A 14,651-nucleotide genomic window follows, 5' to 3' on the forward strand; every position below is an offset into this window, starting at 1 on the left:
AGATGGACATGAACTGGCCCAATGAAAACTGGCATCCAATCGGTGACATCTCCGACATCCCCTTACGCGGCGCGCGCTGCGTGAAAACACCGCAGGGCAAGATCGCCGTCTTCCGTACGGCTGAAAACGAGGTCTTCGCCATCGAAGACCATTGCCCGCACAAGGGCGGCCCGCTCTCCCAGGGCATCGTGCATGCCAAGGCGGTCACCTGCCCGTTGCACAACTGGGTGATCTCCCTCGAAACCGGCAAGGCGCTCGGCGCCGACGAGGGCCAGGTGCGGACCATCCCGGTCCGCAATGAGGACGGCGCCCTCTTCATCGCGCTCGAAAGCCTGATGATGGCGGCGGAATAGATGGCGGCTGAGGTCAAGACCACCTGTCCCTATTGCGGCGTCGGCTGCGGCGTCCTCGCCACGGTCGATGAGGCCGGAACCGTCAGCGTCAAGGGAGATCCCGAGCATCCGTCGAATTTCGGCCGGCTCTGCTCGAAGGGGTCGGCCCTTGCCGAAACCATCGATCTCGATGGCCGGATTCTCTATCCCGAAATCGCAGGCGAACGGAGCGGTTGGGACGAAGCACTTGACCTGGTCGCCCGCCGTTTTTCTGAAACGATCGCCGAACACGGGCCTGACGCTGTCGCCTTCTACGTCTCGGGCCAGTTGCTGACCGAGGATTACTACGTCGCCAACAAGCTGATGAAGGGCTTCATCGGCTCGGCCAATATCGATACCAATTCAAGGCTCTGCATGTCCTCCTCCGTGGCGGGGCATCGCCGCGCCTTCGGCGCAGACACGGTGCCCGGAACCTATGAGGATATCGAACTCGCCGATCTGGTGATCCTGACCGGCTCCAACCTTGCCTGGTGTCATCCCGTCATCTACCAGCGGCTTGCCGCCGCCAAGACGGCGCGGCCCAACATGCGGATCGTCGTCATCGATCCGCGCCGGACGATGACATGCGATATCGCCGACCTGCACCTGGCGATCCGCCCCGACGGCGACGTCGCGCTGTTCATGGGACTGCTTGCCCATCTCGCGACAAGCCCGGCCATCGATCAGAACTATATCGGCGCCCATACGGAAGGTTTCGGCGAGGCTTTTGCGGCGGCCGCAGCACTTGATATCAACGAACTCCTGGAACGCACCGGCCTGCCGGCCATGCAGATCAGGGAGTTCTTCCGCCTGTTCGAGACGACGCCGAAAGTCGTCACCTGCTACAGCCAGGGCGTCAATCAATCCGCCTCCGGCACCGACAAGGTCAATGCCATCCTCAACTGCCACCTGGCGACCGGCCGCATCGGCCGTCCCGGCATGGGACCGTTCTCGCTGACCGGCCAGCCGAACGCCATGGGCGGGCGCGAGGTCGGCGGCCTTGCCAATATGCTTGCCGCCCATATGGCGATCGAGAATACCGATGACCGGGACCGCGTGCAGCGCTTCTGGCATTCGCCCGTCATCGCCGCAAAACCCGGCCTGAAGGCGGTCGACATGTTCCGCGCCGTGGCCGACGGACGCATCAAGGCGCTCTGGATCATGGCCACCAATCCCGTCGTCTCGATGCCGGATGCCGATAGCGTCGAAAGCGCGATCGCCGCCTGTCCCTTCGTCGTCGTGTCGGACATCCTCAAAGAGACGGATACGACCCGGCACGCAGACGTGCTTTTGCCCTCGCTCGGCTGGGGCGAGAAGGACGGCACCGTCACCAATTCCGAACGGCGCATTTCCCGGCAGCGGCCGTTTCTAGGGCTCCCCGGCGATGCAAGAGCCGACTGGTGGCAGCTTGCCGAGGTCGGGCGCCGCATGGGATTTGCCGCCGCCTTCGATTTTGATGCGCCGGACGCAATCTTTGCGGAGCACGCCGCGCTTTCCGCCTTCGAAAATAACGGCAGCCGCGATTTCGACATCGGCGCGCGCGCCGATATCAGCGGCGACGCCTATGACGAGCTGTCGCCCTTCCAGTGGCCGCAGCCGGCAGGGACCGCACCCGGCGTCACCCGCTTCTTCGCCGAGGGTGGATTCTTCCATCCGGATGGCAAGGCACGTTTTGTGGCGGTCAAACCGCCGGCCACGGATCGCACCAGTGCCGATTTCCCCTTCACGCTGAATACCGGGCGCATCCGCGACCAGTGGCACACGATGACGCGAACCGGAAAGAGCGCACGCCTTTCCGCCCACATCGCCGAACCCTTTGCCGAGATCCATCCGCGTGACGCGATCGAGACCGGTATATCAAGCGCCGGTCTGGTCGAGATCGAAAGCCCCCATGGCAAGGCGATCGTCCGGGCGCTGGTGACCGATCGTCAGGCTCGCAGCGGCGTCTTTGCGGCGATGCACTGGAACGATCAGTTCGCCGCGAAAGCGCGGATCGATGCCGTGGTCGCGCCGATCACCGATCCCGTTTCCGGTCAGCCGGCGTCGAAGAATGTTGCTGTCGCCATCCGGCCCTTCCGCGCCACCCATTATGGCTTCGCCGTCTCTGCTACAAAACCGGCCACGCCCAACGCGGCCTATTGGGCGCTGGCGAAAGCCTCCGGCGGCTGGCGGCTGGAGCTTGCCTTCGGTGAAGCTGTCGAAGACTGGACAGCCTGGTGCCGGGCGGTTTTCGCCATTCCGGCCGAGGTCGAACCACTGGGTTATGCCGACCGGCAATCCGGCGACCTCAGGCTTGCCTTTTTCGATGGCGAGGTCCTGCTTGCCGCGCTGTTTCTCGCCCGCGAGCCGGTCGCCGTCGCGCGCAATTGGGCGATCTCGCAGCTTACTGCCTCGCATGGCGACCTCAGGAAGCGCTTTGCGCTGGTCGCTGGCCGTCCCGGAGCCGGCAGGCCGGATCCGGGCGCCACCGTCTGCTCCTGCTTCAGCGTCGGAGTCAATCAGATCGCTGCCGCCGTGCGCGGCGGATGCCACAGCGTCGAGGCGGTCGGCAAGGAAACGAGCGCCGGAACCAATTGCGGCTCCTGCCGCAGCGAAATCGGCAGGATCATCGATCGCTGTCTTGCCGCAGCCGCGGAGTGAAAGCGCAAAGGATGCTGTAACGCGGCCGGACTGATGTCAGGCCGTGGCGGGGACGATCAGCATCTTACGCTCGGCAGAGATGCGAACCGCGATCTCGTCATAGGATGAGAGCGTCGGATGGGGCGTTTCCATCTTGTCGTGATGGGTTGCGGTGACGACCATGACATCGGCGCCCGCCGCTTCGCCGGCGGTGATGCCGGCTGCGACATCCTCGAATACCAGGCAGTCCCGCGTGCCGACGCCGAGGCGTTCGGCGCCGAGAATGTAACATTGCGGATCGGGTTTTCCGACCTTCACGTCCTCCGCCGTCACCATGAATTTCGGCAGCGGCAGCCCCGCCGCCTCCAGCCGCCTGTGGGCAAGGCGCAGAGGCGAGGAGGTGACGATCGCCCAGCGATCCGGCGGCAGTGAACTCAAAAATGCCGCAGCACCCGGGATGGCAACGACATCGCTGACATCGGCGATCTCGGCCTCGGTCACCAGCCTGGATTCATGTTCGGGATCGACGCCGGGCAGGTTCAGCCGGGTGATCGTGTCGATGCCGCGCGATCCGTGCATCTTCGGCAAAAAGGTTGCGACATCGAGCCCGTGGCGCCTTGCCCAGTCACTCCATGCACGCTCGGCCGCACGGATCGAATTGAGGATGGTGCCGTCCATATCGAACAGGAAGGCGGCATAAGGCTTCTCGAAGCCGCGGGGCATCGGCAGGGACAAAGGCGGATCCTTTTAAGGAAGAGTGTCGGATGGTCGTCGTATCGCTCGATCAAACGGCAAATCATGGCCTTTTGCAAGCTTTCGCGAGACGAGCCTATCCACACGCCGGGCCACCCGGATCAACGAAGCAGCTTTAGCGAGCCCGTCAGCGAGCGGATCCATTTCGTCGGGCCGGCGAGCCCGACGCCGTCGATGACCTCCGAAGAGAGGTCGCGTTCGGGCATCGAAGCCTCATAATCGGCATAGACGTGCAGCGCTCGAGCAAAACGCGGGAACGGCACCACCAGCGCCCCTTCGGGCGCCGGCAGTGCCTTCAGCAAGAGCGATCTCAGATCGGCGGCCGCCGCCTGCAGCACCGGAACCGGCTTATTGGCACTGACATGAAATGCCCGACCGGCATGATCGCTCAGCTGTGCCCCGGCAAGCGCGGGTGCCGCGGCACCGAGGCCGATCGACAGCACCGCAACCGTATTGGCGAGTTCGCCGGCCGGCAGCCCCGGCTCGACGATCACGGCGACACGCCAGTCCTCAACCATCATTCGTCCGCTCCTTCTCGGTTCGACGTCCTCACCCTATCGAAAGGCAGAGAAATATCCTGCCTATTCCTGACGTCTCACATCCAAATCAGGTAGGATTTTCCCGGCAACCGAAAAAATTCGAAAGGACATACCGATCATGGAATTCGAGCCGGGAGATATCCGCATATTGAAGGCGCTGCAAAGCGAGGGGCGGCTGACGAACCAGGAGCTTGCCGAACGCGTGGGGATGTCGACCTCGCCTTGTTGGCGCAGGGTGAAAAGGCTTGAAGAGGCCGGCGTCATCCGCGGCTATCAGGCTGTTGTCGATCGCCGCGCCGTCGGCCTCGGCGTCCTCGCTTTCGTCCGCGTCCAGATCGACACGCATTCCCATGACGAGGCCGAACGGTTCGAACGCGAGGTCGGCGCACTGGAAGCGGTGGTCGCCTGTTATTCCGTCGCCGGCGAGGCCGATTTCCTTTTGCAGGTGGTCGCGGCGGATCTCGACAGCTATGCCGAATTCGCCATGACAGTGATCCGCCGCCTGCCCGGCATCAAGGAGATGCATACGATGTTTGTGCTGAAGGACATCAAGGCATCGACGATCCTGCCCGTTCAGACGGCGGCCGCCAGCCGTTCGCGCTGAAGTCATCGCCTGCCTCGCTGCCAGCGTCGGCGTACTGCGGAGAGGCCATCGCCTAGAAGGCTGTGCTGGCGGTCGTCGTGATCAGGTTGCAGGAGAGTCGGAGGCCGATCGGATCGTGGCAAAGATCATCCGCGGCGCCGGCGAGTTCCAGTCCGGCTGGAGCGTCGGCACGCAGGTAGGTCTGTGTGGTCAAGTCGACGCGCACCGGAACGGCGGTCCAGAGCGAGGGACGGCTGACGTTGATCGCGGAAATTTTAGTCTTGTCATTCCTGACGGCGTAAGAGGCGACCGCCATGCCGCTCACCGTCAAGGTGAGTGCAAGTGCGATCTGGAGACCGAGATCTGCGGCTTCGCGAAAGGAGATGAACATAGCGGCCTCATGCCACGGTTTTTTAGTATCTCCGCATGCAAGTAGGGCATGCGCTGGCACCGATCCAGCGACATCGCCCGTTAAGGTTTACGCATAACCATGTCAGCTACGCCGTGCGGCCTGAATGCAGGTTTTCGGCAAATTTCGGAACAATGATTCAGCCTGGCAGTTTCATCAGGGTCATCCAAGATGAAAATCCAAGGAGGATATTCCATGTCTAGATCCCTTATCGCCGCTTCGTTACTCGCGATCGGCATGGCGTCGTCGGCCTTTGCTCAGTCGAACCCCGATCCGATCGGGCCGACGAATGGCGGCTCGACCGATCCGAGTTCGGGTACCTACTCGTCCGATTATACCAACGATGACAATGGCATACGCCCGGTCCCCGTCTCGCCGGTCGATCCGATGACGACCCAGAGCATCGGGCGGCCGCAGACGATGGAATGCCCCGGCATGCCGCAACAGATGTCCGGCGTCGACACGCGCGGCGGCCAGAGCGGTGCATCGATCAGCGAGGCCTGCCGCGAATACGACAACTGAGCGGACAGTTTCCCGTTTTTAGCATGTCGCCCAGACGTGCGCCACGCTTGGAAAAGGCCGGTTAACGCCGGCCTTTTTCATGACAGCCATGAAAGCTTTTTCTTTCGGATGAAACTTTTGATCCGCGCGTTCCGTAGCTCCGTAGCAGGTTGAAAGAACACGAACGGGAATGGCTTCATTGGTAAAGGACACGGCAAAACCTGTTATCCTCTGGTTTCGCAAGGATTTGCGCCTTGACGACAACCAGGCTCTCAACGCCGCCCATCACTCCGGACGGCCGGTCATCCCTCTCTATATCAGAGAGCCGCAGGCGGCAGGCACCGGTCCACTGGGTGCCGCGCAGGCCTGGTGGCTGCACCATTCGCTGGCGGCGCTGGACGGCTCGCTGGGCAAGCTGCAGGGGCGGCTGGTGCTGGCCAGCGGCGATGCGCTTGCGGTGCTCTGCGCCCTGATCAGGGAAAGCGGCGCGGAAGCCGTTTTCTGGAACCGGCGCTACGATCCATCCGGAATGTCGATCGACATCCGGATCAAGCACGAACTGGAGAAGCAGGCGGTCGAAGCGAGAAGCTTCGGCGGTCAGTTGCTGCACGAACCTTCCCGGCTAATGACCGGCAATGGCACGCCCTATCGCATCTATACGCCATTCTGGCGCGCGCTGGAGGGTGGCTGCGAACCGCAGCCGCCGCTGGATGCGCCGGCGAAACTGCTTCTCGCATCGCAACTTCCGAACTCGGAAAGGCTGGAGAGCTGGAAGCTGCTGCCGGTGAAACCGGATTGGGCAGGCGATTTCGCCGATCTCTGGACACCTGGCGAAGAAGGCGCCCGGAAGAAGCTCCATGCTTTCGTCGAGGACGCACTCGACGGCTACAAGCAAAACCGCGATTATCCGGCAAGACCGGCAACATCGATGCTGTCGCCGCATCTGGCTCTCGGCGAGATATCCGCTGCCCGCATCTGGCACGCGACACGCGGCCTGTCGAAACGGGTGCCGGCAACCGATATCGTGCATTTCCGCAAGGAGATCGCCTGGCGCGAATTTTCCTATCACCTGCTCTTCCATTTCCCGCGTCTTGCCTCGGCCAACTGGAACGATCGTTTCGACGGCTTCGAATGGCGCAACGACGGCGAGGATTTCAAGGCGTGGTGCAGAGGGCTGACCGGTTATCCGATCGTCGATGCCGGCATGCGCCAACTCTGGCGCCACGGCTGGATGCACAATCGCGTGCGCATGATCGTCGCCTCCTTCCTTATCAAGGATCTGATGATCGATTGGCGACGCGGCGAGGCCTGGTTCCGTGACACGCTTGTTGATGCCGATCCCGCCAACAATGCGGCAAGCTGGCAGTGGGTGGCAGGCTCGGGAGCCGACGCCTCGCCGTTCTTCCGCATCTTCAATCCGGTGCTGCAGGGCGAAACCTTCGATCCCGGCGGCGACTATGTCAGAGCTCATGTGCCGGAGCTTCGAGGGCTCGGGGCAAAATACATCCACCGGCCATTCGAGGCGCCGCAAGGCGTGCTCGACGAGGCCGGCATCACGCTGGGCCAAACCTATCCGAAACCGATCGTCGATCATGCGAACGCACGCAACCGAGCGCTCGCCGCCTACAACGCCACGAGGGATGCCGCATGAACGCGCATGTCCGTCCCGCATCGCGCCGGCTGAAGATCGCCGTCATCGGCTCCGGCATATCAGGCGCTTCCGCAGCCTGGGCGCTGAACCCCGTGCACGACGTCACACTCTACGAGAGCCAGGCGCGGGCCGGTGGCCATACGGCGACCGTCGACGTCGATTACAACGGCGTTCGGATTGCGGTCGACACCGGCTTCATCGTCTATAACGAACAGAATTACCCCAATCTGACGGCGCTGTTTGCCGAGCTCGGCATTGCGACGCATGCCAGCGACATGAGCTTTTCGCTCTCGCTCGACCACGGCAGGCTGGAATGGAGCGGCGGCGGACTGTCCTCGGTCTTCGCCCAGAAGCGCAACCTGCTGCGGCCGTCATTTCTGTGGATGATCCGCGAGATCCTGCGCTTCAACCGCAGTTGCCTCGAAGATCGGGCCGCCGGCCATCTCGCCTCACGCTCGATCGGCGACTATCTCGACTGGCGCGGCTTCTCGCCCGGTTTCACCAACAATTATCTGATGCCGATGGCGGCGGCAATCTGGTCGACGCCGTCCGCCCGCATGCTGCAGTTTCCGGCCGAGCACTTCGTCAATTTCTTCGACAATCACCGGCTGATCTACCGCCGGCAGCACCAGTGGCGGACGGTCACCGGCGGCAGCCGCACCTATCTCGACCGGCTGCTTCGCCCCCTCGGCGAACGGGTGAAACTTTCCTGCGGCGTGCGCGCCGTCATCCGCTCCGAGCACGGTGTGACGCTCATCGACGAAACGGGCGGCGAACACCTGTTCGACAAGGTGATCTTCGCCTGCCATAGCGATCAGACGGCACGCCTGCTCGCCGATGCCAGCGATAGGGAAAGCAGGCTCTTTGCCGCCATTCCCTACCAGCCGAACCGCGTCGTCCTGCACCGCGACCAATCGTTGATGCCGCAGCGGCGCAAGCTTTGGGCCTCGTGGAACTATTTGCGCTCCAGCCGTGAAGAGGGAAATGCCGGCGTTGCCGTCACCTACTGGATGAACCGGCTGCAAGGCATCGACGACAATTTTCCGTTGTTCGTCACCCTCAATCCCGACCGTGAGCCGGAACGTGACAAGGTGTTTGCCGAATTCACCTACGACCATCCGCAATTCTCGGCGGACGCCATGGCTGCACAACAGGCGCTTGTCACCATTCAGGGACAAAGCCATTGCTATTTCGCCGGCGCCTGGACGGGCTACGGATTCCACGAGGATGGCCTCGTTTCCGGTCTGGCGGCGGCGGAAGCCTTGGGCGGGATCATACCCTGGCGAACTACCCGAACCGCCATCCTCAAGCCTCAACCGGACGTGGCGGCATGACAGGGCGCGGCGAAAAACACGGCATGAATACGATGACCAACGGCCCTCCACCAGATGCCGCGGCAACGCTCTATATCGGCGACATCATGCATCAACGGATGAAACCGTTCGGTCACCGCTTCCGCTACCGCGTCTTCTCGCTGCTCGTAGACCTCGACAGGCTGGATGAGGCTGGCAGGCTATCGTCGCTGTTTTCCGTCAATCGGCGCAATCTTGTCTCGTTCCACGAGAAGGACCATGCCAGTGCCGGGAGCGCGACGCTGCGCGCCTATGTCGACCGGCTGTTCGCCGAGACGGGGCTCGACCGCGCGGACAGGATCCTGCTCGTCTGTTACCCCCGAATTCTCGGCTATGTCTTCAACCCGCTCTCTGTCTATCACGCCTATGATGGCGGCGGCGCACTCGTCGCGATGATCTATGAGGTGCGCAATACGTTTGGCGAGCGGCACAGCTATGTCTGTCCCGTCGGCCCCGGTGAGATGTCGGAAAGCGGGCTTCGCCAGAGCTGCGACAAGCGCTTTCACGTTTCGCCCTTTATCGGCATGGCTGCGCGTTATCATTTCCGCATGCTGCCGCCCGGTGCCGAAATCCGCTGGCGCATCCTGGAAAACGATCATGAAGGCCCGCTTCTCTCGGCGACATTTTCCGGACGACAGGTACCGTTGACCAGTGCCTCGCTGCTCACGCTCACGGCGCGCATCCCCTTCCTCACCTTCAAGATTATCGCCGGGATCCATTGGGAGGCGCTGAAATTGTGGCTGAAGGGCGCGCGCTACATCAGGCGTCCGGCACCGCCCCCTGAAGTAAGCGTCCGACAGCCCCGCCCGCTTGCGGAAGCGGCGGAATGACATGAGAGCCTCGCCTGCCCCGCGCAAAGGAGCCGTAACTTTTTGAACTGCTAAATCTATTCCGATTTCGGGAATTATGCGGTAGCGTTCGATGCAATGGCCGAGGGGGCGGCCACGCATATCATAATGGGTGTATCGTCGTCCCTAACCGGCACGGAAATGCTGGAGGAGAAAAGATGAGCAAGGCGCAGGATTGGAACCTGCTGGCTCGTGATGCGGTGACGCTGACGGCCGAAAATATGTCCCGCATAGTGAAGGGTCTGCCCTTCAAGGCAAGGCTAGCCCTGCGCGGACTTCTGCACATGCAGCACGGTTCGCTTGCCGTCACACTCCCCGACGGCCGCAGGCTGCTGGTCGAGGGCAAAAAGGCGGGACCGAAGGCGGCACTCCACCTCCGCAACTGGAACCTTGCCTATAGGGCGCTGACGAGCGGCACGATCGGCGTCGCCGAAACCTATATGGATGGCGACTGGGACAGCCCCGACATCGCCGCCTTCCTCGAGCTCTTCCTCGTCAACGGCGAGGCCGCGCACAGCTATGCGCATGGCAAGGGCGGCCTCGGCCGCCTTTTCGAGCGCGTCCGCCATTGGATGAACGCCAATACCAAGACGGGCTCGAAACGCAACATCTCCGCCCATTACGATCTCGGCAACGATTTCTACAGGCAATGGCTCGATCCGAGCATGACCTATTCCTCAGCGCTCTATTCCACGGGCGCCAACGACCTGCAATCGGCCCAGAATGCCAAATACCGGGCGCTTGCCGAAGCGACCGGCATCGGCCCCGGCGACCACGTGCTTGAGATCGGCTGCGGTTGGGGCGGTTTTGCCGAGTTTGCCGCAAGCGAGCTGAACTGCAAGGTAACAGGCCTGACGATCAGCCGCGAGCAACTCGCCTTTGCCGAGGAACGCATCCAAAAGGCCGGCCTCGACGACCGCGTGAAATTCCGCTTCCAGGATTACCGCGATGAAACAGGCCTCTACGACCGGATCGTCTCGATCGAGATGTTCGAAGCGGTCGGCGAGAGGTACTGGCCATCCTATTTTTCAAAGCTCAGGCAATGTCTGAAGCCGGGCGGCAAGGCCGGCCTGCAGATCATCACCATCCGGCCGGAATCCTTCGACCAGTATCGCAGCAACCCCGACTTCATCCAGAAATACGTCTTTCCCGGCGGCATGCTGCCGACGCGCAATCATCTGGCCGAGCTTGCCGGCAAGGTCGATCTGTCGCTGGTCAAGGATTTCGGCTTCGGGCTCGACTATGCCCGCACGCTGGCCGAATGGCGCGAACGCTTCTGGTCGGTCTGGGAGCGCATCCGCCCGATGGGCTTCGACGAGCGTTTCAAGCGGCTCTGGGAATTCTACCTGTTCTATTGCGAAGCCGGCTTCCGTGCCCGCAACATCGATGTGCGCCAGGTCGTGTTCTCGCGCCGTTGATCATTCCGCCGGATGCGGCGTCGCCGGATGGTGACCAGCCAAAGGCGGCCGCTCCCGCCAGCCGGTCGCGCGGTTCACCAGCGCGAAATAGGCGCTGTAAGGCAACAGGCGTCCGAGCTTCAGCATGGTGGTGAAGCGCTTCGGGAAGGTGATCTCGAAGACCTGCGATTTCAACCCGGCAGCAATCTGCCGGGCGGCCTCCTCGACCGATACCAGGGCCGGCATCGGAAAGGCGTTCTTCCGCGTCGCCGGCGTATCGACGAAGCCCGGGCTGACGAGCTGGATGCGGATACCCATCTTGTCGAGATCGAATTTCAGGCTCTCGGTCATATTGATCAACGCCGCCTTGGTGGCGCCGTAGGCAGCGCCTGTCGGCAGGCCGCCATAGCCGGTGACGGAGGAGACGATGGCGATCTGCCCCTGCCCCTTTTCCTTCATATGGCGGATTGCCGGCAACAGGCAGTTGACGACGCCGGAAAGATTGACGGCGAAGCTCTTCTCGAAATCGGCGCGGTTCAGATCCTCGGCATGAACAGGCAGGTAGACGCCGGCATTGAGGATCGCCATGGCGAGCGTGCCGTGCTCATATTCGATGGAAGCCATGATATGTTCCATGTCCTCGGCATCGGTGACGTCGCCGTCGAGAACGACAATACTGCCGGAAAGGCCGCTGGCCTCGGCCTGCAGCTCGACCAGCTTTTCATGGCTTCTGGCAGTGACGGCGACCTTGTATCCTTCGCCGGCCAGCTTCAGCGCCAGCGCCCGGCCGATGCCGGAACTCGCGCCCGAGATCCAGACGATTCCATGTTCGGGACGGGCGATGAAATCACGCATGACATGTTCCTCCGGGCTGCCTGATCAATGTGAAAACAGGTCCGGAAGTTCCTCACCTCTCCCGGATTTATGGCTCTATCACACCATTGTGGCTGCTTTCAGCCGATCAGGTCGCCGATCAGCTGACGAAAGGATCCCGTGAGCCTGACCGGCCCGTCGGAAACGGCAAAGGCGATGCAAGGCCTGTCCTTTTCGGCGACCGGCCGATGGTCGACCGTCTCGTCGGCAATAGAGATGTCGCCGGGGCCGAAGCGGCCGCGTTCATCGTTGAAGGCGCCGTCGAGAATGAGGATCAGTTCCATGCCTTTGTGGGTGTGCGCCGGCAAGGCGCGACCCGGACGGATCCACATCAGGTTGACCTCGCAGCCGTCCATGTCGAGCGGATATTCCCTGAAGCCCGGCAGCCGCGTGCGCCAGGGCACATCCTCGGCCTCGAAGCCGACGAGATCGCGCAAGGCTTGGGGAAACAGCGCGTTTTCCGGCCGCGCCGCCGCCGGCGGCGGCGTTCCGGGAGATGCAGAGGAAAAGATCGCCGCAAGCCGCCCGTCGCGATCGGCAATTGCCGCTTCAGGCACGTTTTCCAACGCCTCGCCGGCCAGCAGCTCGAGGCTGTTCACCAGGCTGCGATTGTCCGGTTTCATTTCGAGATGAGACTGTACCAGCACGCGCGCCGGCTCGGGCAAGGAGCCGGCAACATAATGCGCCATCAATGCATCGATCGTGTCGATCTGCTCGTGAACCATGTCTGTTTCGGTCACGCCCTGTTGCCGCGCTCCGTTTCGCTTTGTCGTCATCCGTACGGGGAAAGTCAATCTTCGGATCACCCTCACAGGGCGGGATTGCGGGCCGTACACAATTTCGGGGAGGAAAGCGAAATTTTATCGTGTCCAACAGAGGCGTGGAATAGCTTTTCTTGCCAACCCAGCCTTGTGAAGGGAAAAGACCGTTCCTAAAGTAAGAGTTCGAATAGAGGCAGATTCCATGACCTTCCACCCCTCCGTCCTCGAAGCCATCGGCAACACGCCCCTGATCAAACTCAAGGGCGCCTCAGAGGTGACCGGCTGCACCATTCTCGGCAAGGCGGAGTTCCTGAACCCCGGCCAGTCGGTGAAGGATCGCGCCGCGCTCTACATCATCCGCGACGCAGAGCGTAAGGGACTGCTTCGTCCGGGCGGCGTCATCGTCGAAGGCACGGCCGGCAATACCGGTATCGGCCTGACGCTGGTCGCCAAGGCGCTCGGTTACCGCACCGTCATCGTCATCCCGGAAACGCAGAGCCAGGAAAAGAAAGACGCGCTGAAGCTGCTCGGCGCCGAACTGGTCGAAGTGCCCGCCGTTCCCTACAAGAACCCGAACAACTATGTGAAGGTATCCGGGCGGCTGGCAGAACAGCTGGCGAAGACCGAGCCGAACGGCGCAATCTGGGCAAACCAGTTCGACAACGTCGCCAACCGTCAAGCGCATGTCGAAACGACCGCCAAGGAAATCTGGAAAGACACCGACGGCAAGGTCGACGGCTTCATCTGCTCCGTCGGCTCCGGGGGCACGCTGGCTGGCGTGGCGGCCGGCCTCAAGGCTTTCAAATCAGACGTCAAGATCGGCATCGCCGACCCCGACGGCGCTGCACTCTATGAATTCTACCAGAACGGCACGCTGAAATCCGAAGGATCCTCGATCACCGAGGGCATCGGCCAGGGCCGTATCACCGCCAATCTCGAAGGCTTCACGCCCGATTTCTCCTATCGGGTCTCCGATGCAGAAGCGCTTCCCTATCTTTTCGATCTCGTCGAGAACGAGGGCCTGTGCCTCGGCGGCTCGACAGCCATAAACATTGCCGGCGCGGTCAATCTCGCCCGGGATCTCGGCCCCGGTCACACGGTGGTGACAATCCTCTGCGACTACGGCAACCGCTATCAGTCGAAGCTCTTCAACCCGGATTTCCTGACGTCGAAGGGACTGCCCGTTCCGGGCTGGATGGCCAAGTCGCCCGATATCCACGTTCCCTACGAGCCCGCGTGAGACCCCATGCCCGTTAATGCCCTCTATCGTGACGACTTCTATCTCTCGACGTGCGAAGCGGTCGTCACGGCCGTTCACGAAGACGGGGGCATCGAACTGGATCAGACCTGTTTCTATGCGACATCAGGTGGCCAGCCTGGTGATACCGGTGAGTTCGAACGCGCCGACGGCAGCAAGATCGCGCTCGGCCAGACGAAGCATGGTCCGAGCAAGGATATCATCATCCACGTGCCGCTCGAAAACGAGCCGAGGCCTGTGATCGGCGAAACGCTGGTGCTGCATGTCGACTGGCCGCGCCGCTACAGGCTGATGCGCATGCACACGGCCTGCCACCTGCTTTCCGTCGTCTGCTCCTATCCGATCACCGGGGCTGCCGTCGGCGAGGAGGAGAGCCGCGTCGATTTCGACATGGCCGAGACGATTGACAAGGATGAGGTGACGGCCAGGCTGATGGAACTGGTCGGTGAGAACCATCCGGTCTATCTGCAGTGGATCACCGACGAGGAGCTTGTGGCCAATCCCGACATCGTCAAATCGAAGAATGTACGCCCACCGTTGGGGCTCGGGCGCGTCAGCCTCGTCTGCATCGGTAAGAACTCCTCGATTGACAGCCAACCCTGCGGCGGCACACATGTCTCCGAGACCCAGGAAGTCGGCCGGATTCATATCGCCAAGATCGAAAAAAAGGGCAAAGAGAACCGGCGCTTCCGCATCCGCTTCGGCACGCCCGGCGACGAAGCCTGACCATCAAGGG

The 14,651-nt window shown here is 62.2% G+C and carries 15 protein-coding genes; 10 read left to right on the top strand and 5 right to left on the bottom strand.

Going from position 1 to position 14,651, the window contains the following annotated elements; translation table 11 throughout:
- The first annotated feature begins 2 nt into the window (after positions 1–2).
- Positions 3–353, top strand: a complete 351-nt coding sequence (gene nirD / locus FHT79_RS14215) for a nitrite reductase small subunit NirD (protein ID WP_047614709.1) — start codon at positions 3–5, stop codon at positions 351–353.
- On the top strand, positions 354–3,011 hold the full coding sequence (locus FHT79_RS14220; protein WP_183903496.1) for a nitrate reductase: 2,658 nt from the start codon (positions 354–356) through the stop codon (positions 3,009–3,011). It begins immediately after the preceding gene.
- Positions 3,012–3,047: 36 nt separating this feature from the next.
- Here FHT79_RS14220 and FHT79_RS14225 read toward each other — a convergent pair whose 3' ends face one another.
- Together FHT79_RS14225 and FHT79_RS14230 are read right to left on the bottom strand one after the other, a co-directional pair.
- A complete protein-coding gene (locus FHT79_RS14225; RefSeq protein ID WP_047614706.1) occupies positions 3,048–3,725 on the bottom strand; it encodes an HAD family hydrolase in 678 nt (225 codons plus the stop codon).
- A gap of 119 nt (positions 3,726–3,844) precedes the next feature.
- Positions 3,845–4,264, bottom strand: coding sequence for a DUF2000 domain-containing protein (locus tag FHT79_RS14230; RefSeq protein ID WP_183903497.1), 420 nt, complete (start codon positions 4,262–4,264; stop codon positions 3,845–3,847).
- 136 nt (positions 4,265–4,400) lie between these two features.
- Between FHT79_RS14230 and FHT79_RS14235 the strand changes: the two genes are divergently transcribed.
- Entirely contained in the window at positions 4,401–4,886 is a 486-nt protein-coding gene (locus tag FHT79_RS14235; protein ID WP_028757669.1) for an Lrp/AsnC family transcriptional regulator, read from the top strand.
- Positions 4,887–4,938: 52 nt separating this feature from the next.
- Here the strand turns inward: FHT79_RS14235 and FHT79_RS14240 are convergent, their stop codons facing one another.
- Positions 4,939–5,256, bottom strand: coding sequence for a hypothetical protein (locus tag FHT79_RS14240; RefSeq protein WP_183903498.1), 318 nt, complete (start codon positions 5,254–5,256; stop codon positions 4,939–4,941).
- A gap of 213 nt (positions 5,257–5,469) precedes the next feature.
- Between FHT79_RS14240 and FHT79_RS14245 the strand changes: the two genes are divergently transcribed.
- From FHT79_RS14245 to FHT79_RS14265, 5 genes are all read left to right on the top strand, one after another.
- Complete coding sequence (locus FHT79_RS14245; protein WP_028757671.1) at positions 5,470–5,796, top strand: hypothetical protein; 327 nt, start codon at positions 5,470–5,472, stop codon at positions 5,794–5,796.
- A 178-nt stretch (positions 5,797–5,974) separates the two neighbouring features.
- Positions 5,975–7,426, top strand: a complete 1,452-nt coding sequence (locus tag FHT79_RS14250; RefSeq protein ID WP_183903555.1) for a deoxyribodipyrimidine photo-lyase — start codon at positions 5,975–5,977, stop codon at positions 7,424–7,426.
- A complete protein-coding gene (locus tag FHT79_RS14255; RefSeq protein ID WP_183903499.1) occupies positions 7,423–8,760 on the top strand; it encodes an FAD-dependent oxidoreductase in 1,338 nt (445 codons plus the stop codon). Before FHT79_RS14250 ends, FHT79_RS14255 begins: the two co-directional genes overlap by 4 nt.
- Positions 8,757–9,608 carry a DUF1365 domain-containing protein gene (locus FHT79_RS14260; protein WP_183903500.1) on the top strand — a complete coding sequence of 284 codons (852 nt, stop codon included), beginning with the start codon at positions 8,757–8,759 and terminating at the stop codon, positions 9,606–9,608. Before FHT79_RS14255 ends, FHT79_RS14260 begins: the two co-directional genes overlap by 4 nt.
- Before the next feature lie 176 nt (positions 9,609–9,784).
- Positions 9,785–11,044, top strand: coding sequence for a cyclopropane-fatty-acyl-phospholipid synthase family protein (locus FHT79_RS14265; RefSeq protein ID WP_047614699.1), 1,260 nt, complete (start codon positions 9,785–9,787; stop codon positions 11,042–11,044).
- Here the strand turns inward: FHT79_RS14265 and FHT79_RS14270 are convergent, their stop codons facing one another.
- Positions 11,045–11,878: an SDR family NAD(P)-dependent oxidoreductase gene (locus FHT79_RS14270; protein WP_183903501.1), complete on the bottom strand. Its 834-nt coding sequence runs from the start codon at positions 11,876–11,878 to the stop codon at positions 11,045–11,047.
- A gap of 98 nt (positions 11,879–11,976) precedes the next feature.
- Positions 11,977–12,636, bottom strand: a complete 660-nt coding sequence (locus FHT79_RS14275) for a ChrR family anti-sigma-E factor (protein ID WP_183903503.1) — start codon at positions 12,634–12,636, stop codon at positions 11,977–11,979.
- Positions 12,637–12,859: 223 nt separating this feature from the next.
- Between FHT79_RS14275 and FHT79_RS14280 the strand changes: the two genes are divergently transcribed.
- Together FHT79_RS14280 and FHT79_RS14285 are read left to right on the top strand one after the other, a co-directional pair.
- Positions 12,860–13,897, top strand: a complete 1,038-nt coding sequence (locus FHT79_RS14280) for a cysteine synthase A (protein ID WP_029867991.1) — start codon at positions 12,860–12,862, stop codon at positions 13,895–13,897.
- Positions 13,898–13,903: 6 nt separating this feature from the next.
- A complete protein-coding gene (locus FHT79_RS14285; RefSeq protein ID WP_183903504.1) occupies positions 13,904–14,641 on the top strand; it encodes an alanyl-tRNA editing protein in 738 nt (245 codons plus the stop codon).
- The last annotated feature ends 10 nt before the right edge of the window (positions 14,642–14,651 follow it).

The sequence above is a fragment of the Rhizobium sp. BK212 genome, from assembly GCF_014197475.1.
In the GTDB taxonomy this organism is placed as follows: domain Bacteria; phylum Pseudomonadota; class Alphaproteobacteria; order Rhizobiales; family Rhizobiaceae; genus Rhizobium; species Rhizobium anhuiense.

Excerpts from the sequence above, each read along its gene's own strand:
- FHT79_RS14235 (WP_028757669.1), top strand. The coding sequence starts at position 4,401 with ATGGAATTCGAGCCGGGAGATATCCGCATATTGAAGGCGCTGCAAAGC.
- FHT79_RS14265 (WP_047614699.1), top strand. The coding sequence starts at position 9,785 with ATGAGCAAGGCGCAGGATTGGAACCTGCTGGCTCGTGATGCGGTGACG.
- FHT79_RS14240 (WP_183903498.1), bottom strand. The coding sequence starts at position 5,256 with ATGTTCATCTCCTTTCGCGAAGCCGCAGATCTCGGTCTCCAGATCGCA.
- FHT79_RS14245 (WP_028757671.1), top strand. The coding sequence starts at position 5,470 with ATGTCTAGATCCCTTATCGCCGCTTCGTTACTCGCGATCGGCATGGCG.
- FHT79_RS14280 (WP_029867991.1), top strand. The coding sequence starts at position 12,860 with ATGACCTTCCACCCCTCCGTCCTCGAAGCCATCGGCAACACGCCCCTG.
- FHT79_RS14255 (WP_183903499.1), top strand. The coding sequence starts at position 7,423 with ATGAACGCGCATGTCCGTCCCGCATCGCGCCGGCTGAAGATCGCCGTC.
- FHT79_RS14270 (WP_183903501.1), bottom strand. The coding sequence starts at position 11,878 with ATGCGTGATTTCATCGCCCGTCCCGAACATGGAATCGTCTGGATCTCG.
- nirD (WP_047614709.1), top strand. The coding sequence starts at position 3 with ATGGACATGAACTGGCCCAATGAAAACTGGCATCCAATCGGTGACATC.
- FHT79_RS14285 (WP_183903504.1), top strand. The coding sequence starts at position 13,904 with ATGCCCGTTAATGCCCTCTATCGTGACGACTTCTATCTCTCGACGTGC.
- FHT79_RS14230 (WP_183903497.1), bottom strand. The coding sequence starts at position 4,264 with ATGATGGTTGAGGACTGGCGTGTCGCCGTGATCGTCGAGCCGGGGCTG.
- FHT79_RS14220 (WP_183903496.1), top strand. The coding sequence starts at position 354 with ATGGCGGCTGAGGTCAAGACCACCTGTCCCTATTGCGGCGTCGGCTGC.
- FHT79_RS14260 (WP_183903500.1), top strand. The coding sequence starts at position 8,757 with ATGACAGGGCGCGGCGAAAAACACGGCATGAATACGATGACCAACGGC.